This window comes from Pseudoalteromonas sp. Z1A6, from assembly GCF_011378745.1.
Taxonomy (GTDB): Bacteria; Pseudomonadota; Gammaproteobacteria; order Enterobacterales; family Alteromonadaceae; genus Pseudoalteromonas; species Pseudoalteromonas arctica.
This window is the reverse complement of the sequence record NZ_WTKW01000035.1, coordinates 1-19,216: the sequence shown is the minus strand read 5'-3', so window position 1 is coordinate 19,216 and position 19,216 is coordinate 1. Positions and strand designations below refer to the sequence as shown.

The window sequence follows — 19,216 nt, the reverse complement described above, 5'->3', positions numbered from 1 at the left end:
TTTTTTGATTTGCATTTTCTAAACTTGATTCAAGTTTACCTATTTCAGTTTGTAACTCTTCGATACGGTTAGAAATAGCTATTTCACCTTCAGACTGAATAAGAACAATTGCTTTTTCTGACTCGGACTTAATTAATTTTAATCCGTTACTTATTATTGGAAGTGCTTTGGCTTTTAGACTTTCCACTTCTGTATTTTCAGCAATACTTATATTTCGGAGTGATGTTTGCTTGGCTTTATTAATACTACTCTTTGCATCATCTGAAACTAACTTTATGTGTGAAATAGATCGTTCTAACGCTTCTTTTCCTTGTTTATCTATATCTATTGCTAATGATTGGAATTTAATTGTGCCAAGAGCAAAGAATATAATTGATAAAAAGAATAATGCTCCAGCGATCCAAATTACTGGATGCCGTAATAAACGATAATCAAGTGCATATTTTATTTGCTCGTGTATATAATTTGATGTTTCCATACGTACCCTCGGTTAATGTTCTAGATTGCACCTAACGCCTTGCTAAGCGGCGCAGAATAGTTGGCTAAAATGTGCGAGGAACGAAGCGCAGCCAACTGTTATGCGTCCGTTTGAGCAACTTGTTATATGCAATTTATCACGAAAATGGCCCATATGTTTTTGATGAGCCATCTAAACCATTGTAAACAGTGATGTAATGTAAATCATTGTTTCTATTTTTATATAACGAATACGCTAAACCGTCCAGAATAATTGGATTGTTAAGGTTACACATAGTGTGATCTTTTGAGGTTAGCTGTGCATTTGATTCGTTATCTTTAATTAGTTTGCTGGTATTCAGTTTATTTAAGATGAAATCCATTTCTGACTCATTGCACTTAACAAGCTCAAAAGCGAATGAATTAAAACTGATAAGAAAACTAAAAATCAAAATGTTGCGCATAAGTTCCATTGCATATAACAGCTTTATCAGAGGACACTTTCCTCTTTTTATGAGCAATGTATGTCCTCTTAATTATTTTTAATATTAATAACAAATACTGTAACACATTGCCAGCTTTAAACTTTAAGTCAGGCTGTTCTTTTATTAAAATGCAGAAAAGAGGAAAATGTCCTCATTTCTTGACTTAGGAGGAAAAACGTCAATACTGTATATAAATACAGTTAATTGAGATTTAAAATGAAAACTAAATCCCCTTTTCTTAATAGTATTATCAACTATATGTATAGCCATCACTATGCTAAAAAATCTATCGAAACTTATGTATTTTGGATTACTGCCTATATCCATTTTCATAATAAGCGGCACCCTACCAGTATGGGCAATAATGAAGTAGAAATATTTTTAAATCACTTAACAGTCACTAAAAAAGTGGCAGCGAGAACACAAGCAACCGCTTTAAATGCACTTGCTTTTTTATATAAACATATTATTAAGAATGAGCTTTCATTAGATTTAAATTTCGTTAAAAGTAACCGCCAACAGAAACTTCCTGTCGTACTTACACAGACTGAGGTATCGCTATTTTTTAGAAATATAAATAAACGACATTATTTGATAGCAAGCCTGCTATATGGAAGTGGTTTACGGCTGATGGAAGCAGTAAAAATAAGAGTTCAAGATATTGACTTCGACTATAAAAACATACGCATTTGGAACGGTAAGGGTAATAAAAATCGTATTGTGACACTTGCTGAAGAATTAATACCAATGCTAAGAAATCAAATAATTCAAGTTGATGAATATTTACAGTTAGATTTAAAAAATGATGCGTACGCCGGTGTATGGATGCCTCATCGACTTAGTAAAAAATACTCAAGCGCTAATAAGTCTTTACAATGGCAGTTTTTGTTCCCATCACATAAATTAAGTACGGACCCTGAAACAGGAGAAATAAGACGTCACCACTTAGATCATTCTGGGGTAAGAAAGGCAGTTAAACTGTCTTCAACAAAAGCTGAAATTAATAAACACGTTACCCCACATACTTTGCGCCACTCTTTCGCTACGCATTTATTACAAAGCGGCGCTGATATACGCACAGTACAAACACAACTTGGGCACAGTGACGTGCGTACTACACAAATAATACCCGTTGTATTGAATTAGTGAGCAATTATAGCGACAGATAAATAGCTCAGTAACAAGGCAAAAACTTGGTAATATAGTTTATCTATATGAGAAGTTTTTAACGCAGTTAATGAGTTATTTAGAACGCTAGAATGCTCAACGTTTTAATTCAGCGGGTATCCTACCCATGTACTACAGCAAGATGCCAATGGTGTTATTAGCCCTTTTTCAAGATTATAAATATCTCAGTAACAAGGCAAAAATTTAGTTATATTGTTTGTCTATATGAGAAGTTTTTAACGCAGTTAATTAGAACGCTAGAATGTTCTACGTTTTAATTCAACGGGTATCCTACTCATGTTTTACTGCAAAATGCCAACGCCGTTATCAGCCCTTTTTCAAGATTATAAACTTCCCTATTTAAAACAAAAAAGCACAGCCTACAACAGCCATGCTTTTTGCATCAACCTTAATCCAGTTCGGTTTACAAACGAATCCCGCCGTCTATTTCTACCACGCGGCCGGTAAAAAAGTCGTTTTCGATTATGTATTGTGCGGTATGGGCAATTTCGTCGCTTTCACCCAAGCGCCCGACTGGCGTTACTGCAAGCATACGTTGTTTGGCTTCGGGCTTCATGGCGTCGGTCATGGCGGTGCTTATTACACCTGGTGCAATAGCGCCTACGCGTATACCAAAGCGGCCAAGTTCTTTAGCCCATGTGGTTGTAAGTGCCACTACGCCTGCTTTTGATGCCGCGTAATTTGTTTGGCCTATGTTACCTGCGCGCGCTACGCTCGACATATTAACTATAACGCCGCCTTTGCCTGATTCAATCATGTGGCTTGCCGCTTCGCGCCCGGCTAAAAACACACCTGTCAGGTTTACATCAATCACTGATTGAAATTGCTCAAGGGACATTTTTTTAACGACTTTGCCGTCTTTAGCTTTTATAAACATGCCGTCGCGTAAAATACCGGCGTTGTTTATAAGCACGCCAATGTGGCCAAAATCGCTGTTAATGGTATTGAATACGTTTTCTACTTCGCTCTCAGCGGTTACGTTTGCGGCATAACCTTTAATGTTGCCTGTGACACCTTCAAGTTGCGTTAACTGCTCGCATGCGTTGTTTAATAAGTCTTGTGCCATATCTATTAAAGCAATGTTAGCACCCATAAGTGCAAATTTTTGCGCCATTGCAAAGCCTAAACCTTGTGCGCCACCGGTTATTACTACCGTGTTATTTTTAATTTCCACGCGTTGCTCCTACTTAGAAAACAGTTTAAAAATGGCACTAAAGTCATCACTACCCGCACCTTGGTGCTGTAGCATAGTGTATAAATTTTTAGCCATTGAACCCATAGGGGTTGATGAATTACTTTGCTGCGCGGCTTCCATGGCAAGCCCTAAATCTTTAGCCATTAAATCAACCATAAAGCCTGGTTTGTAATCGTTACTTGCAGGTGCGGTATCCATTACACCTGGGCATGGGTTGTAAAGTTCGAGCGTCCAGTTACGGCCCGAACTTGCGGTCATAATGTCGCTAAGTACTTTAGGATCGAGGCCGTTGTTAATACCCATTTGCAGTGCTTCGCTGGTGCCTGCCATTAAAATGCTAAGTAGCATGTTATTACATATTTTTGCTACTTGCCCTGCGCCAATATCGCCTGCATGAAATATGTTTTTACCCATATCACTAAGCACTGTATTTGCTTTATCAAACGCTGCTTTTTCGCCGCCTACAATAAAGGTAAGTGTGCCTGCGGTTGCGCCTGCAACGCCGCCCGATACTGGTGCATCTACAAAGCTTATGCCTTGTTTGCCAAGTGCACTGCCTACAACACGGGCTGATTCTGCATCTATTGTTGAGCAATCAATTACTAATGTATTATTGCTTAGCACTTTAATTAAGCCGCTGTCGTCGTTATTACCTAAATAAAGCGACTTAACATGTTTGCCCGCAGGTAACATACTAATAAGTACGTCAGCATTGGTTGCGCACTGCTTTGCATCAACTGCTGCTTTTGCGCCTTTGCTTGCAAGCTCATTTACGACCGATTGGTTTAAATCGAACACACTCACAGTATGTCCAGCTTTAATTAAGTTAGCCGCCATTGGGCCGCCCATATTACCTAAACCAATAAAACCTATGTTTAATTTACTCATAGTTGTTCCTTTTAGATACCAATTTTATTTAACAGCAAGCTCATTGAGCGGGTGGTTTTCGCCAAAGCGATTAGCAAAAAAACTATCTATTATTGTTTGTGGTACATCACTAAGTGTTTTGTATTGCCAATTTGGCGCGCCGTCTTTATCTATTAGTAGCGCTCTTACGCCTTCTTGAAATTCACCTACTTCGCCAGCGCGAACCGACATACCCAGCTCCATTTTAAAACACGCTAGTAAGCTTTTGCCTTGGCTTGTTTTTAATTGTTCACTTACAAGTGCACAACTGAGTGGGCAGCCATGCTTAAGTGATTTTTGAGCGCGCTGTAGCCATTTATCGTCAGTGGTTAGCCCTAAAATGTAATCAACCTGCTCCTGCAAGGTTGTAAACTCACCCAGTTTTTGAATCGTTTTTAGGTTAGCTTTTACGTTGCCTTTAGGCATACGCGCCGACTGGTTATCTAAATCGGTGAGTAAATCGGTTAACCTGTCATGATTTAGGCTTGCCGTTTTTCCCCACTTGGCAGTTAAAATTTGCGCAAGCATGGCATCATATTTGTTGCTATCGATAAAGTGATCGGCAAGCGATACAAAACGTGCGTCGTCGCAGTTTATAGAAGCCGACGTTAACCCTAAAAATAACCCGACACTTTGTGGCATTTTATGTAAAAAGTAACTGCCGCCTACATCTGGGTATAAACCTATGGTTTGCTCTGGCATGGCAATGCGTGATGTTTCAGTTACGACGCGGTGGCTAGCACCGGCCATTAACCCTAAACCGCCGCCCATTACTATGCCGTTACCCCAAACAAGGATTGGTTTATCAAAGGTATGAATAAGATAATCAAGTTTGTACTCAAGCGTAAAAAACTCTTCAACTAGGCTTGTTGGTTTACCTTGCGCCATTGCATGATGAAGGCTAACAACATCGCCACCAGCACAAAATGCTTTATCGCCTGCGCCTTTTAACAACACCATTGCAATAGCATCATCGTCTTGCCAAGTTCGCAGCTGCGGCTCAAGTAATTTGATCATCTCAAAATTAAGCGCATTTAACGCTTTTGGCGCATTGAGTGTAATAAGCCCTATTAAACTGCCATTTTCTGCGGTTGCGGTTTCAAATACCACGGGCTCTACGGCGCTATTTAATACTGTTAAAGCACTCATTAGCCGTTTACCCAGTTAGCACGGCGTTTTTCTAAAAAGGCATTTACGCCCTCTTGTTGATCTTCGGTATCAAACAAACCAACAAATAACTCACGTTCAAGGGGTAATATGCTTGCCATTGGTTGATGACGCCCTTTTTGAATCAATATTTTACACGCTGCTACTGAGCTTGGACTTTGATCGGCCACTTGGTTAGCTAGCTTTAATGCCGCAGCAAAGCTTTCACCTTGTGGAACTACTTCTTCTACTAAGCCAATTTGCAGGGCTTTATCAGCTTTTAAGCGCTCGCCGCATAAAATCATGCGTTTTGCCCAGCCTTCACCTACAAGCCATGCTAAATTTTGTGTACCACCCGCACACGGTAATAACCCTACTTTAGCTTCAGGAAGCGCCATTTGTGCTTGCTCTTCAGCAATACGTATATCGCACGCAAGGGCAACCTCTAAGCCACCGCCCATTGCATAACCGTTAATGGCAGCGACCGACACACCTCTAAAATTAGTCAGTGCTTCAAATGCTTCACCAAATACACGCGACATATCGGCGGCAACGCCTTTATCGCCACCTGCAAATACGTTTAGGTCGGCACCGGCGCTAAAAAACTTCTCGCCTTCGCCAGTCAGTACTAAGGCATAAATATTTTTATTATTATTAAGCTCGTTAACGGTATTTTTTAAATCAACTAAGGTGTCTTTTGTCCAGGTGTTTGCTGGCGGGTTAGACATCGTTAAAATAGCAACATGACCTTCGGTTGTAAGTTCAATACTTGGATTAGATTTAGATTCTGACATAGATTGCTCCTTATAAAACGTCGCTTGCTGACTCTGCTAAAATACGGCGCGCAATAATTACGCGCATGATTTCGTTAGTGCCTTCTAAAATTTGATGAACACGCACATCGCGTACATGGCGCTCTAGCGGGTATTCTTTTATGTAACCGTAACCACCATGAATTTGCAGTGCGTCGTTACACACGGTAAAGCCCACATCGGTAGCAAAGCGTTTAGCCATGGCGCAGTAAGTGGTTTTTTCAACATCATTATTATCTAATTTAAATGCAGCAAGCCTTACCATTTGGCGCGCAGCTACAAGCTCGGTGTTCATATCGGCAATTTTAAATTGCAGCGCTTGAAACGCAGCGAGTGGTTTACCAAATTGGGTGCGTTCTTTTAAATATTCGCGGGCGGTATTGAGTGCTGCCTGCGCTGTACCAATTGAACATGTGGCAATGTTAATTCGGCCGCCATCAAGGCCTTGCATCGCAAATTTAAAGCCTTCGCCCTCAGCCCCTAATAAGTTGTGTGCAGGAATGCGTACATCTTCAAAGCTAATTAGGCGTGTAGGTTGTGCGTTCCAACCCATTTTTTCCTCAGCTTTGCCGTATTCCACGCCTTTTGCGTCGGCCGGGACTACAAATGCCGAAATACCCGCTGCGCCTTCGCCGCCTGTACGTGCCATTACAACTAATACTTCGGTTTCGCCAGCGCCCGATATAAACATTTTTGAGCCGTTAATAACGTACTCATCGCCCTCAAGCACAGCTTTTGTTTTAAGTGATGCGGCATCTGAACCCGACCCAGGCTCTGTTAAACAATAAGAAGCAAGTAGCTCGCCCATTACTAATTGCTCTACGTATTGGTCTTTAACTGCATCGGTACCAAAACTTGCTACCATCCACGTTGCCATATTATGAATGGTCAACATGGCCGTGGTTGCTGTACAGCCCATAGCAAGCTGTTCAAAAATAATACTCGAATCTAAACGCGATAAACCAAGGCCGCCGGCTTCCTCTGGCGTGTATAAACCACAAAATCCAAGTTCGCCCGCTGCTTTAATCGTGTCTTTAGGAAAAATATGTTCGCGGTCCCATTTTGCTGCATAGGGTGCGAGTTCTGACTCGGCAAATTGGCGTGCTGTTTGCGCAAAAGCTTGTTGATCTTCAGATAAGTTAAAGTCCATGTTAGACCTCTTTAGTTGTGTTAGTTGTGTGTTTGTTGTTGTGTGTCGTTTTCCCATTACAGGAATAGTTAGTGATGAGCGGCGAAGACTTATGTGTGTTGTGTGTGAAGTAGCCTTCGCGCCCATCTTTTTTATTATTAGTTATTTAGTTATTCGTTTTAATCATGATTACTTTAAGTTAATGCTCATGTTTGGACCAGACGCAATGTCGTCTTCAAACCAACGTGAGGTAATCGTTTTAGTTTCTGTGTAAAAACGAATACCTTGCTTACCGTACGTGTGCGTATCGCCGTAAAACGAGCCTTTCCAACCAGTGAACGAAAAGAACGGAAGTGGCACCGGAATTGGTACATTAATACCTACTTGCCCTACTTCAATTTCGTGTTGGAATTTACGAGCCACTGCGCCGCTTGAGGTAAATAACGAGGTGCCGTTACCGTAAGGACTGTCGTTAATAAGTGCGATTGCTTCATCAAGCGTGTCTACAAACATACACGCCAGTACGGGGCCAAATATTTCTTCTTTGTATAAATCCATCTCTTTGGTTACATCGGTAAATAACGTTGGGCCAACCCAGTTACCTTGCTCAAAACCTTCAACTGTAAAGTCAGAACCATCAATTAAACAGGTAGCGCCTTGTTCTTTACCACCGGCAATAAGCGATAAAATACGCGACTTTGCTGCTTTTGATGTTTGTGGCCCGTATGCTGCTTTTGCATCATCCCACACACCTGGGCGTACATTTTCAAAGCCTGCTTTAATTTCATCTACCCATTCGCTCGCTTGGCCTACAAATACAGCAACCGAAATACCCATACAACGCTGGCCAGCAGCACCTACTGATGCGCCTACTAGGTTATTTACAACGTGCGATTTACTTGCATCTGGCATAATAACCATGTGGTTTTTAGCACCAACACACGCTTGAACGCGTTTAAGGTTTTGCGTGCCTTTAGAATAAATATAAGCACCTACACCACACGAACCAACAAACGAAATAGCGCGTACTGCTTTATCTTCTAGTAGACGGTCTACTTGTGGTTTTGTACCGTGTACAACTTGTAATACGCCTTTTGGTGCGCCGGCTTCAATAAATAGCTCGGCTAAGCGCATTGGTGTAAGAGGATCTTGCTCAGACGGTTTTAAAATAAAGGTGTTACCGCACACAATAGCCAGCGGGAACATCCAAAGTGGGATCATTGCAGGGAAGTTAAACGGAGTAACGCCCGCACATACGCCAAGTGGCTGCATGTAAGAATACGTATCGATTTTACGCGCTACGTTTTCCATTGTTTCACCCATCATTAATGATGGCGCATTAGCTGCTTGTTCTACTACTTCAATACCACGCCAAACATCGCCTTTTGCATCTTCAAATGTTTTACCCAATTCGTGGCAAATAATAGTAGCAAGCTCATCGTGATGTTCTTTTAATAGCGCCGCGTATTTCATCATAATGCGAGCACGTTCTGTAATGGGTACGTCTTTCCATGTTTTAAACGTCTCAGAGGCTGAGGCAATTGCCGCGTCCATTTCTGACTCGGTGGTACATGGCACTTGTGCAAGCACTTCTTGAGTTGCTGGGTTTATAACATCGATAAGCTCTTTTGATGCCGATTGAATAAATTCGCCATTAATAAGTAGTGGTACTTGGTGCATGATTAAATCCTAGTGTGTGAGTTGTGTGTTCTCTTTTAAAATAGGTAGCGCCGCTTTGTTGGTTTTATTAGTGCAGCGCTTTTATAGTTATTCGTATAGTTTTCTTACTACTTAATAGCTAATTAGTAAGCTTCTACGGCCATCGCAACCGCTTCACCGCCGCCAATACATAAAGACGCGATACCTTTTTTAAGGCCTCGATTTTTAAGGGCATGAATAAGCGTGACTAAAATACGCGCGCCGCTTGCACCAATTGGGTGACCAAGTGCACATGCGCCGCCATTTACGTTTACTTTGCTTTCATCTAGTTTTAACTCGTTAATAGCCAGCATGGTTACCATGGCAAATGCTTCGTTAATTTCCCAAAGGTCAACATCGGCGGTTGTCCAACCTGCTTTTTCAAGCACGCTGTTCATTGCGCCTACGGGCGCAACTGTAAATTCACTTGGTTTTTGAGAATGTGTGCTGTGGGCTACAATTTTACAAAGCGGTGTTAAGCCCTGCTCTTTTGCTTTTGATTCGCTCATTAATATAAGCGCTGCGCCACCGTCTGAAATTGACGATGAATTAGCCGCTGTAATAGTGCCGTCTTTTTTAAACGCTGCACGTAAGGTAGGGATTTTTTCAGGGCGGGCGTTACCTGGTTGCTCGTCTATCGAGACTGTTACATCGCCTTTGCGTGTTTGCATAGTGTGCGGGGCAACTTCGTTATCAAAGCTACCATTTTGTATTGCGGCTTTGGCTTTACTCAATGAGCCCAGTGCAAACGCATCCATTTGCTCACGGCCAATGCCGTATTCGTCGGCGGTGTCTTGTGCAAAACAGCCCATTGCTTTGTTGTCGTAAGCGTCTTCAAGGCCATCGCTCATCATGTGATCTTTTATTTCGCCATGCCCCATACGCATTCCGCCACGCGCTTTTGGAATAAAGTACGGTGCGTTTGTCATGCTTTCCATGCCACCAGCAATAGCAGATTGAATAGAGCCGGCTTTAATTAAATCGTTTGCAAGCATGGCAGCTTTTAAACCAGAGCCACATACTTTGTTGATTGTTGTAGCACCGGTGCTAAGTGCAAGCCCTGCTTTTAACATGGCTTGACGTGCGGGCGCTTGCCCAAGGCCTGCTGGTAATACACAACCCATAATTACTTCGTCTATTGCATCATTAGCTAAACCAGTTTGTGCAAGTGCACTGGCAATGGCGGTAGCGCCAAGCTCGGTAGACTGCGCATCACTTAACGCTCCCATAAAACCACCCATTGGGGTGCGTTTTGCTGCTACAATTACCACTGATTCTAAAGTCATAACTAACTCCGTTGTAATTTAATGCAAATAATTGTTAGTATATTTGCTCTATTAATTTAGTATTCATTTATTATTTAATACCTACACACAATACTAACGTTTACGCCAACGTCAACTAAAAACAGCTTAATTTTTAGTTTTATAAGTGTAAGCATTATTTTCCAGCTGTTAGGCCACACTGAGGAAATAAAATTAACCTACTGAAAATTAATAAAATAAGTCAACTCTTCGCGCCAACACTCCTTTATAAATAGTTTCAAAACACACCAAGCTTTACCTTTACGTAAACTTCACTTATATTGGAGTTATTCGAATGAGGTAAATACAATTATGAAACCAGATAATCAAACAAACTTTGCAAGCTCAGCCAAAATGCCGGCCAGTAATGAACAAACATTTAGCATTAGCGAACTCGCTAAAGAATTTGACATTACAACCCGCTCTATTCGCTTTTACGAAGATCAAGGGTTAATAACCCCAGAGCGTAATGGTCAAACACGTATTTATTCAAAACGCGACAAAGTTCGCTTAAAACTAATATTACGTGGTAAACGATTGGGCTTTACGCTTGCCGAAACCGGCCGTTTGTTTGAACTGTACGACGCTGATAAGTCGAGCGCTAAGCAGCTGGTTACCATGCTTGATTTAATAGCTGATAAAAAGTCTGACCTATCTCAACAAATGGACGACATTAAAGTTGTTCTTATGGAATTAGTGACGGCCGAACGCCGCTGCAGAGACACACTTAACAAAATAGACGAGTAGCCTATTTTAAGAATAACAACACACTGACGACACACAGGAATGAATCATGAGCACTATTTCACTATATAAAGAAATGAACTTTGGCCTAGGCGAAACCGCCGATATGATCCGCGACCACGTAAACAGTTTTGCGAGTCAGGAAATTGCCCCGCTTGCTGAAAAAACTGACTTAGATAACGCTTTTCCAAATCAACTTTGGGCACAAATGGGCGAAATGGGCGTACTGGGTATGACCGTATCTGAAGAGTTAGGTGGCGCGGGGTTAGGTTACTTAGAACATGTTATTGCTATGGAAGAAATTAGCCGTGCCAGTGCCTCTATTGGCCTAAGCTATGGCGCGCATTCAAACCTGTGTGTTAATCAAATTAACCGTAATGGCACACAAGCTCAAAAAGAAAAATACTTACCTAAGCTTATTAGTGGTGAGCACATTGGTGCCCTTGCAATGAGTGAGCCTAATGCAGGCTCTGACGTTGTATCAATGAAACTTAAAGCTGAGAAAAAAGGCGATAAGTACATTTTAAACGGTAACAAAATGTGGATCACTAATGGCCCAGACGCACATACATTAGTTATTTACGCTAAAACAGATTTAGATGCTGGTGCTAAAGGCATTACCGCGTTTATTGTAGAGAGTGACTTTCCGGGTTTTTCTACGGCGCAAAAGCTAGACAAACTAGGCATGCGTGGCTCAAACACCTGTGAGCTGGTATTTGAAAACTGCGAAGTACCCGAGGAGAACATTCTAGGTAACTTAAACGAAGGCGTTAAAGTACTTATGAGTGGCCTTGATTACGAACGCGTAGTACTTGCAGCAGGCCCGCTTGGCATAATGCAAGCGTGTATGGATATAGTAGTACCGTACATTCATGAGCGTAAACAGTTTGACACCCCTATTGGGCAGTTTCAGTTAATTCAAGGCAAAGTAGCCGACATGTATACACAAATGAATGCTGCGCGCTCATATGTATACACGGTAGCTCGCTCTTGTGACCGAGGTGAAACCACCCGTAAAGATGCCGCCGGTGCAATTTTATACGCCGCAGAGCTTGCAACCAAAATGGCGCTAGATGCGATTCAAATTTTAGGTGGCAATGGCTACATAAACGAATACGCAACAGGCCGCCTGCTGCGTGACGCCAAATTATACGAAATTGGTGCAGGTACATCAGAAATACGCCGCATGCTTATTGGCCGCGAACTTTTCACTGAAAGCCGTTAAGGATTAAACCATGACGATTTTAAAATCGAGCGTTAATCCTCACGATCCAACGTTTGTGCAAAACCATAAAAACATGTCGACGCTGGTGGATGATTTACGCAGTAAAGTAGCCACTATTAGCCAAGGCGGAGGCGCCGCATTAAAAGAGCGCCACGAAGGCCGTGGTAAGTTATTTGTACGCGACCGTATAAGTACGTTAATTGACGAAGGCTCACCGTTTTTAGAAATTTCACAATTTGCGGCATTTGGTGTGTACGAACAAGCAATACCGTGCGCCGGTGTTGTAGCCGGTATTGGCCGTGTTAAAGGCATTGAATGCATGATTATTGCAAACGATGCCACGGTTAAAGGCGGTACGTACTTTCCGCTTACTGTTAAAAAGCATTTACGTGCACAAGATATCGCAGAGCGTTGCCACTTACCGTGTATTTATTTGGTTGATTCGGGCGGTGCAAACCTGCCAGAGCAAGACGATGTATTTCCCGATAAGCTGCATTTTGGTCGTATTTTTTATAATCAAGCGCGTATGTCGGGTAAAGGTATTCCTCAAATAGCCGTGGTAATGGGGCTGTGTACTGCAGGGGGTGCATATGTACCTGCAATGGCAGACGAAAGCATTATTGTAAAAGATCAAGGCACTATATTTTTAGCAGGCCCGCCGCTGGTAAAAGCAGCAACAGGCGAGGAAGTAACAGCCGAAGAACTTGGCGGCGCCGATGTGCACTGTAAAGTGTCGGGTGTTGCCGACCACTTTGCTGAGAATGATGCTCATGCGCTTTCTATTGCGCGCCAGTGTATTGAGCGAATTAATTACACACGCCCTACAGCCCCTCTTTTAGAGGATGTAAAACCACCGCGTTACGATATTAACGAGCTTTACGGCATTGTAGGCACCGACCTTAAAAAGCCATTTGATGTACGCGAAGTAATAGCGCGCACAGTGGACGACTCATCATTTGATGAATTTAAACGCTACTTTGGTGAGACACTCGTCACCGGTTTTGCCAGCATTTATGGCAACCCTGTTGGCATAGTGGCTAATAACGGTATTTTATTTAGTGAGTCGGCGCAAAAAGGCGCGCACTTTATTCAGCTGTGTGCTCAGCGCAATATTCCTTTGGTGTTTTTACAAAATATTACTGGCTTTATGGTGGGTAAAAAATACGAAGCCGAAGGCATTGCAAAGCACGGCGCTAAAATGGTGATGGCGGTTTCGTGTGCTGATGTGCCTAAATTTACAGTACTTATTGGCGGCTCTTACGGCGCAGGTAACTACGGAATGTGTGGCCGTGCATTTGAACCTACCATGATGTGGATGTGGCCTAATGCTCGTATTTCGGTAATGGGCGGCGAGCAAGCAGCCGGTGTAATGGCGCAAGTTAAACAAGATGGTTTAGCACGTAAAGGCCAAAGCATGAGCGAGCAAGAAATCACTGACTTTAAAAAGCCAATTATTGATCAATACGAAGAGCAAGGTCATCCGTATTACGCAAGCGCACGCTTGTGGGATGACGGCATTATAGACCCTGCCGATACGCGTAATGTATTAGGGCTTGCGTTAACGGCTGCGAATAACGCACCAAAACGTGATTCGAAATTTGGCGTATTTAGAATGTAACCGGAGCGCAAAATGTCAGTAACACTACAAATAACAAAATCTAATGTGGCTGTACTTGTGTTAAGCCGCCCAGAAAAAAGAAATGCATTTAATAGCGAAGTAATACACGAGCTGATTCAGTGTATTGAACATGCAAATACGCTCGATATTCGTGCTTTGGTTTTAAAAACAGAGGGTAAACACTTTTCAGCCGGCGCCGATTTAGCCTGGATGAAATCGATGGCGGATAACAACTACACCGATAATTTAGCTGACTCAATGCAATTAGCTAAATTAATGCAAGTGTTAGCAAGCTCGCCGCACCCTACAATTTGCGCCGTGCAAGGGGCTGCTTTTGGTGGTGCACTGGGTTTAATAGCTTGTTGCGACATAGCCCTTAGTAAAGACGATGCGCAATTTTGTTTAAGCGAAGTAAAGCTGGGTCTTATTCCGGCTGTTATTAGCCCGTATGTAATTAAAGCCATTGGTGAACGTGCTGCGCGCAGATACTTTTTAACGGCTGAAGTGTTTGATGCGCATACTGCTAAACAACTGGGTTTAATTCATCAAGTAACCGGTAATTTAGACTGTGCACTCGATAACATGCTGCAAACACTGATTGATAACGGACCTATAGCAGTAAAAGCCGCCAAAGCATTAATTAACGATGTAGCAAATAAGCCGATTACCGATGAACTCATTGAACTTACCGCTGAGCGTATTGCAAAAATTCGCGTATCTGAAGAAGGTCAAGAAGGGCTTACTGCTTTTTTTGATAAACGCCCACCCGCTTGGCAACTGTAGGATTAATTATGAACACACAACGATTACAAAAAATACTGATTGCCAATCGTGGAGAAATTGCGTGCCGCGTAATGCGCAGCGCAAAACAAATGGGCTTAACCACGGTCGCGGTTTATTCTGATGCAGACAAACATGCCCAGCACGTAAAAATGGCTGATGAGGCTTACCATATTGGCGCTGCGCCAAGTAAAGACTCGTATTTAGTGGCAGACAAAATTTTACAAGTAGCCAAAGACTGCGGCGCTGATTGTATTCACCCGGGGTACGGTTTTTTATCTGAAAACAGCGAATTTGCTAAAGCCTGCGAAGCGAACAATATTGCTTTTGTAGGGCCACCAGCAAGCAGTATTGAAGCTATGGGGTCTAAAACCCGTGCTAAAGAAATAATGGCCGCTGCCAATGTGCCGTTAGTGCCAGGTTATTACGGCGATAAACAAGATCCTGCTTTTTTACAAACTGAAGCTGAAAAAATTGGCTACCCTGTACTTATTAAAGCCGCCTTTGGTGGCGGTGGTAAAGGCATGCGCGTAGTTGAAAAAGCAAAAGACTTTATGAGTGCACTACAAGGTGCGCAACGTGAAGCTATTGCCGGTTTTGGTAACGATTTAGTATTGCTTGAGCGCTACGTAAACCAGCCTCGCCATGTTGAAGTACAAGTATTTGCAGATAACCACGGTAACTGTGTTTATTTAGGCGATCGTGATTGTTCTTTGCAACGCCGTCATCAAAAAGTAATTGAAGAAGCCCCTGCTCCGGGTTTATCTGACGAGCTACGTAAAGAAATGGGCGAAGCAGCTGTACGCTGTGCACTGGCTATAAATTATAGAGGCGCAGGTACGGTTGAGTTTTTACTGTGTGGCGATGAATTTTTCTTTATGGAAATGAATACGCGCCTACAGGTAGAGCACCCCGTGACCGAAATGGTAACCGGTGTAGATTTAGTCAACTGGCAAATTAATATTGCGGGTGGGCAAACATTGCCACTAACACAAAGTGATATTCAATTGCAGGGTCATAGTTTTGAAGCGCGTATATACGCAGAAGATCCAGCCAACGACTTCATTCCGTGCTCGGGCACTATTGAAGCGTTACATACACCCCTTAACAGTGAATTTGTACGCATTGATACAGGCATTGCACAAGGCGACGAAATCAGCCCGTTTTACGATCCGATGATTGCAAAACTTATTGTGCACGACGACAATCGCGAACAAGCCTTGAGCCGTTTACAACACGCCCTTGAGCAATTTCATTTAGCGGGTTTTAGCACTAACATTGGCTTTTTACATAACTTAGCAAGCCACCCTACGTTTAAACAAGGTGCGCCAAGTACACACTTTATTGCAGAGCAAGGTGACTCGTTAGTAGCGGTTGATGAGCAGCTGTTGCAAGCAAGCCAACTTATTGGTGCTTTTGCGTATTTAGAGTCGTTAACTAACACACAAAATGCATCAAAGAGTGTAAGCCCTTGGCAACAACTAAGCGGTTTTACACTCAATGCGCCGCAAGCAATTAAAATTCCTTTTGCCGATTTACAGCTAAGCGCTATAAAAACCACAGCGGGCTATAGTATTACGCATAACGAGCACGTATTTACCCTACAAGGCACATTAAATAACGGCCTATGCACTGTATTTATTAACGGCGAAAAACACAGCGCACACGTAACTACGTTAGGTAATAATACTGTGGGCAATAGTACCGTGAGCAATAGTACAGTAGCTAATAGTGTGACGGTGATGAATAAAGCACTGCAAACTAAGCTTGAACTAGTTGATAAACATTATATTAGTTCGCACGAAAACGAAGCACTGCCCCTTGCCGCCCCGCTCAATGGCACGGTAGTAAAACACTTAATTGAAATTGGTAGCACAATAACCAAAGGTGATGCGGTTGTTATTATCGAAGCCATGAAAATGGAATACACGCTTAACGCGCCTCACGACGGTATTTTAAAAAGCTACTGTTTTGGTGAAGGTGAATTGGTAACGCATGGTGCCCTGCTTGCGATAGTCGAAGATACGACTGAGGAAGGTGCATAATGGGTGCCTTTCCAAGTAAAGTACGTATTGTTGAAGTTGGCGCGCGAGACGGCTTACAAAACGAAAAAACAGTAAGCACAGCCGATAAAGTAGCGCTTATTAACGCCCTAAGCGCTGCAGGTTTAAAAAATATTGAAGCTGGCGCGTTTGTCTCCCCTAAATGGGTGCCACAAATGGCAGACTCAGCTGATGTAATATCAGCGCTAGATTTACCTGACGTAAATTTAAGTGCCCTTACACCTAACTTAAAAGGTGCACAAGCAGCGCATGCTGTTGGCATTAAAGAGTTTGCTATATTTACCGCTGCGAGTGAGTCGTTTTGTCAAAAAAACATAAACTGCTCAATAGAGCAAAGTATTGAACGTTTTAGCGAAGTAATGGCGTTTGCTAAAGCGAATAATATCCGCGTACGTGGTTATGTAAGCTGTGTGCTAGGTTGCCCTTATGAGGGTGAAATTGACCCACAAGCAGTACTAAGTGTATCGCAAAAGCTAATAGATTTAGGATGTTACGAAGTAAGCCTTGGCGATACCATAGGTGTTGGCACCGCTAAAGAAGTAACGCAATTAATCGAGTTACTTTTAACGCACATTGATAAAACCAAACTTGCCGTGCATTTTCATGATACATACGGCCAAGCGCTTACAAATATTTACGCAGCCTTAAGCCTAGGTATAGCAACGGTTGACGCAGCAGTTGCAGGCCTTGGTGGCTGTCCTTATGCTAAGGGTGCGTCAGGAAATGTTGCCACCGAAGATGTAGTTTACTTGCTGCAAGGGCTTGGCATTGAACACGGAATTGATTTACAAAGGTTAAGTGACGCTGGCTGGGAGATAACCAAAGCACTTGGTAAGCAACCTGTGAGCAAAGTATCTGTGGCACTACACACTAAATAGCTATCTTATAAAATGATAACTCACTACTAATACAAGATAGTTAACAACAAATAGCACACAATGAGGAGAGACTCATGGCCGGTTTTGATAAAGTAGTTTCTAGTTACGAAGCTGCAATGGAAGGATTAAAAGACGGCGATACCATTATTGCCGGTGGTTTTGGTTTATGTGGTATTCCTGAGGGCTTAATTAAACAAATTAAGCAGATGCAAACAAAAAACTTAACCGTGGTATCTAATAACTGTGGTGTTGATGACTTTGGTTTAGGTATTTTATTACAAGACAAACAAATTAAAAAAGTAATTGCCTCATACGTTGGCGAAAACGCCCTATTCGAGCAGCAGTTATTAAGTGGCGAAATTGATGTAGAACTTACGCCACAAGGTACTTTGGCTGAAAAAATGCGTGCTGGTGGCGCAGGTATACCTGCATTTTACACAGCAACCGGTTACGGTACTCCAGTTGCAGAAGGCAAAGACGTAAAAGAATTTAATGGTCGCCCGTATATTTTAGAAGAGTCTATAACAGGTGAATTTGCCATAGTAAAAGCATGGAAAGCCGATCGTTACGGTAATTTAGTGTTTAGACACACCGCCATGAACTTTAATCCAATGGCAGCAACGGCGGGTAAAATTACCGTTGCCGAAGTAGAAGAAATTGTAGAGCCGGGTGAGCTTGAACCAAGCCAAATTCATACCCCGGGTATTTTTGTAAATCGCGTTATTAAAGGCAACTTTGAAAAACGCATTGAACGTGTAACAACACGAGATTAAGCAGGAGCATAATTATGGCATTATCACGTGAACAAGTTGCAATGCGCGTTGCACAAGAACTTCAAGACGGCTATTACGTAAATTTGGGTATAGGAATTCCGACACTCGTCGCAAACTATGTACCGGATGATATTGAAGTTATGTTACAGTCCGAAAATGGCCTTTTAGGCATGGGCCCGTACCCTACTAAAGCAGAGCTAGATGCCGATATGATTAACGCGGGTAAAGAAACCGTGACAGCAGCTAAAGGTGCAGCCATATTTAATAGTGCAGATAGTTTTGCCATGATACGGGGTGGTCATGTAGACTTAACTGTTCTGGGTGCATTTGAAGTTGACCAGAACGGCAACATCGCATCGTGGATGATCCCTAAAAAGCTGATTAAAGGCATGGGTGGCGCGATGGATTTAGTCGCTGGCGCGAAAAACATTATTGTTACTATGACCCATGCAAGTAAGCATGGTGACTCTAAACTATTAGAAGCCTGCTCTTTACCGCTTACTGGCGTTAATTGCGTTAAAAAAATAGTGACAGATTTAGCCGTACTAGAAGTTAAAGACGGCGCATTTCATTTATTAGAACGCGCTCCGGGCGTAACTGTTGATGAAATCATTAGTAAAACAGCAGGTAAATTACTTGTTGACGGTGAAGTACCAGAAATGGTTTTTTAGGCTTTAGCTTAAAAATAACGCTTTCCCCTGTACCGACCTCATTCCCAGTGCCAATGGCGCTGAGTTACCCAAAATCCCTCTCACGAGGGATTTTTTTTATCTTTTGCCATTATTTTTACCGTCATTCATACATCTGTAGTAAATT

General features: G+C 42.4%; 18 protein-coding genes. 9 read left to right on the top strand and 9 right to left on the bottom strand.

Annotated features, from left to right (window positions below; all coding sequences use genetic code 11):
• Both GQR46_RS04005 and GQR46_RS04000 read right to left on the bottom strand, forming a co-directional pair.
• A partial coding sequence (locus tag GQR46_RS04005) for a hypothetical protein (protein WP_165740051.1) occupies window positions 1-478 on the bottom strand: 478 nt, incomplete at its 3' end.
• A 136-nt stretch (window positions 479-614) separates the two neighbouring features.
• Window positions 615-839 carry a hypothetical protein gene (locus GQR46_RS04000; protein ID WP_165740049.1) on the bottom strand — a complete coding sequence of 75 codons (225 nt, stop codon included), beginning with the start codon at window positions 837-839 and terminating at the stop codon, window positions 615-617.
• Between the two features lie 318 nt (window positions 840-1,157).
• Between GQR46_RS04000 and GQR46_RS03995 the strand changes: the two genes are divergently transcribed.
• Complete coding sequence (locus GQR46_RS03995) at window positions 1,158-2,087, top strand: integron integrase (protein ID WP_165740047.1); 930 nt, start codon at window positions 1,158-1,160, stop codon at window positions 2,085-2,087.
• Between the two features lie 445 nt (window positions 2,088-2,532).
• Here GQR46_RS03995 and GQR46_RS03990 read toward each other — a convergent pair whose 3' ends face one another.
• The 7 genes from GQR46_RS03990 to GQR46_RS03960 all read right to left on the bottom strand — a co-directional run bounded on the left by GQR46_RS03990 (window position 2,533) and on the right by GQR46_RS03960 (window position 10,301).
• Window positions 2,533-3,303 carry an SDR family oxidoreductase gene (locus tag GQR46_RS03990; RefSeq protein WP_165740046.1) on the bottom strand — a complete coding sequence of 257 codons (771 nt, stop codon included), beginning with the start codon at window positions 3,301-3,303 and terminating at the stop codon, window positions 2,533-2,535.
• Between the two features lie 9 nt (window positions 3,304-3,312).
• Complete coding sequence (gene mmsB, locus GQR46_RS03985; protein ID WP_165740044.1) at window positions 3,313-4,212, bottom strand: 3-hydroxyisobutyrate dehydrogenase; 900 nt, start codon at window positions 4,210-4,212, stop codon at window positions 3,313-3,315.
• A gap of 24 nt (window positions 4,213-4,236) precedes the next feature.
• Entirely contained in the window at window positions 4,237-5,379 is a 1,143-nt protein-coding gene (locus tag GQR46_RS03980) for an enoyl-CoA hydratase/isomerase family protein (RefSeq protein ID WP_165740042.1), read from the bottom strand.
• Window positions 5,379-6,170: an enoyl-CoA hydratase gene (locus tag GQR46_RS03975; protein WP_165740040.1), complete on the bottom strand. Its 792-nt coding sequence runs from the start codon at window positions 6,168-6,170 to the stop codon at window positions 5,379-5,381. Before GQR46_RS03975 ends, GQR46_RS03980 begins: the two co-directional genes overlap by 1 nt.
• Before the next feature lie 10 nt (window positions 6,171-6,180).
• On the bottom strand, window positions 6,181-7,338 hold the full coding sequence (locus GQR46_RS03970; RefSeq protein ID WP_165727517.1) for an acyl-CoA dehydrogenase family protein: 1,158 nt from the start codon (window positions 7,336-7,338) through the stop codon (window positions 6,181-6,183).
• A gap of 168 nt (window positions 7,339-7,506) precedes the next feature.
• Window positions 7,507-8,997: a CoA-acylating methylmalonate-semialdehyde dehydrogenase gene (locus tag GQR46_RS03965; RefSeq protein WP_165740038.1), complete on the bottom strand. Its 1,491-nt coding sequence runs from the start codon at window positions 8,995-8,997 to the stop codon at window positions 7,507-7,509.
• 122 nt (window positions 8,998-9,119) lie between these two features.
• Window positions 9,120-10,301, bottom strand: coding sequence for an acetyl-CoA C-acyltransferase (locus tag GQR46_RS03960; RefSeq protein WP_165740035.1), 1,182 nt, complete (start codon window positions 10,299-10,301; stop codon window positions 9,120-9,122).
• 330 nt (window positions 10,302-10,631) lie between these two features.
• Between GQR46_RS03960 and GQR46_RS03955 the strand changes: the two genes are divergently transcribed.
• The 8 genes from GQR46_RS03955 (at window position 10,632) to GQR46_RS03920 (ending at window position 19,071) form a co-directional block, all read left to right on the top strand.
• A complete protein-coding gene (locus GQR46_RS03955) occupies window positions 10,632-11,066 on the top strand; it encodes a MerR family DNA-binding transcriptional regulator (RefSeq protein ID WP_007580242.1) in 435 nt (144 codons plus the stop codon).
• A 46-nt stretch (window positions 11,067-11,112) separates the two neighbouring features.
• A complete protein-coding gene (locus GQR46_RS03950; protein ID WP_165727515.1) occupies window positions 11,113-12,288 on the top strand; it encodes an isovaleryl-CoA dehydrogenase in 1,176 nt (391 codons plus the stop codon).
• A gap of 10 nt (window positions 12,289-12,298) precedes the next feature.
• The gene (locus GQR46_RS03945) at window positions 12,299-13,906 is read left to right on the top strand and encodes a carboxyl transferase domain-containing protein (protein WP_165740033.1); all 1,608 of its coding nucleotides are present in this window, start codon (window positions 12,299-12,301) and stop codon (window positions 13,904-13,906) included.
• Window positions 13,907-13,918: 12 nt separating this feature from the next.
• Entirely contained in the window at window positions 13,919-14,689 is a 771-nt protein-coding gene (locus tag GQR46_RS03940) for an enoyl-CoA hydratase/isomerase family protein (RefSeq protein ID WP_165740030.1), read from the top strand.
• Window positions 14,690-14,697: 8 nt separating this feature from the next.
• Window positions 14,698-16,731 carry an acetyl/propionyl/methylcrotonyl-CoA carboxylase subunit alpha gene (locus GQR46_RS03935; protein WP_165740029.1) on the top strand — a complete coding sequence of 678 codons (2,034 nt, stop codon included), beginning with the start codon at window positions 14,698-14,700 and terminating at the stop codon, window positions 16,729-16,731.
• The gene (locus GQR46_RS03930) at window positions 16,731-17,627 is read left to right on the top strand and encodes a hydroxymethylglutaryl-CoA lyase (RefSeq protein ID WP_165740026.1); all 897 of its coding nucleotides are present in this window, start codon (window positions 16,731-16,733) and stop codon (window positions 17,625-17,627) included. The genes GQR46_RS03935 and GQR46_RS03930 overlap by 1 nt, the downstream gene beginning before the upstream one ends.
• Before the next feature lie 74 nt (window positions 17,628-17,701).
• Window positions 17,702-18,400 carry a CoA transferase subunit A gene (locus tag GQR46_RS03925; RefSeq protein ID WP_165727510.1) on the top strand — a complete coding sequence of 233 codons (699 nt, stop codon included), beginning with the start codon at window positions 17,702-17,704 and terminating at the stop codon, window positions 18,398-18,400.
• A 14-nt stretch (window positions 18,401-18,414) separates the two neighbouring features.
• A complete protein-coding gene (locus GQR46_RS03920; protein ID WP_007580251.1) occupies window positions 18,415-19,071 on the top strand; it encodes a CoA transferase subunit B in 657 nt (218 codons plus the stop codon).
• Window positions 19,072-19,216: the final 145 nt, after the last annotated feature.

Coding starts and splice junctions, on each gene's coding strand:
- GQR46_RS04000 (WP_165740049.1), bottom strand. CDS start 839: ATGGATTTCATCTTAAATAAACTGAATACCAGCAAACTAATTAAAGAT.
- GQR46_RS03995 (WP_165740047.1), top strand. CDS start 1,158: ATGAAAACTAAATCCCCTTTTCTTAATAGTATTATCAACTATATGTAT.
- mmsB (WP_165740044.1), bottom strand. CDS start 4,212: ATGAGTAAATTAAACATAGGTTTTATTGGTTTAGGTAATATGGGCGGC.
- GQR46_RS03980 (WP_165740042.1), bottom strand. CDS start 5,379: ATGAGTGCTTTAACAGTATTAAATAGCGCCGTAGAGCCCGTGGTATTT.
- GQR46_RS03975 (WP_165740040.1), bottom strand. CDS start 6,170: ATGTCAGAATCTAAATCTAATCCAAGTATTGAACTTACAACCGAAGGT.
- GQR46_RS03970 (WP_165727517.1), bottom strand. CDS start 7,338: ATGGACTTTAACTTATCTGAAGATCAACAAGCTTTTGCGCAAACAGCA.
- GQR46_RS03965 (WP_165740038.1), bottom strand. CDS start 8,997: ATGCACCAAGTACCACTACTTATTAATGGCGAATTTATTCAATCGGCA.
- GQR46_RS03960 (WP_165740035.1), bottom strand. CDS start 10,301: ATGACTTTAGAATCAGTGGTAATTGTAGCAGCAAAACGCACCCCAATG.
- GQR46_RS03955 (WP_007580242.1), top strand. CDS start 10,632: ATGAAACCAGATAATCAAACAAACTTTGCAAGCTCAGCCAAAATGCCG.
- GQR46_RS03950 (WP_165727515.1), top strand. CDS start 11,113: ATGAGCACTATTTCACTATATAAAGAAATGAACTTTGGCCTAGGCGAA.
- GQR46_RS03945 (WP_165740033.1), top strand. CDS start 12,299: ATGACGATTTTAAAATCGAGCGTTAATCCTCACGATCCAACGTTTGTG.
- GQR46_RS03940 (WP_165740030.1), top strand. CDS start 13,919: ATGTCAGTAACACTACAAATAACAAAATCTAATGTGGCTGTACTTGTG.
- GQR46_RS03935 (WP_165740029.1), top strand. CDS start 14,698: ATGAACACACAACGATTACAAAAAATACTGATTGCCAATCGTGGAGAA.
- GQR46_RS03930 (WP_165740026.1), top strand. CDS start 16,731: ATGGGTGCCTTTCCAAGTAAAGTACGTATTGTTGAAGTTGGCGCGCGA.
- GQR46_RS03925 (WP_165727510.1), top strand. CDS start 17,702: ATGGCCGGTTTTGATAAAGTAGTTTCTAGTTACGAAGCTGCAATGGAA.
- GQR46_RS03920 (WP_007580251.1), top strand. CDS start 18,415: ATGGCATTATCACGTGAACAAGTTGCAATGCGCGTTGCACAAGAACTT.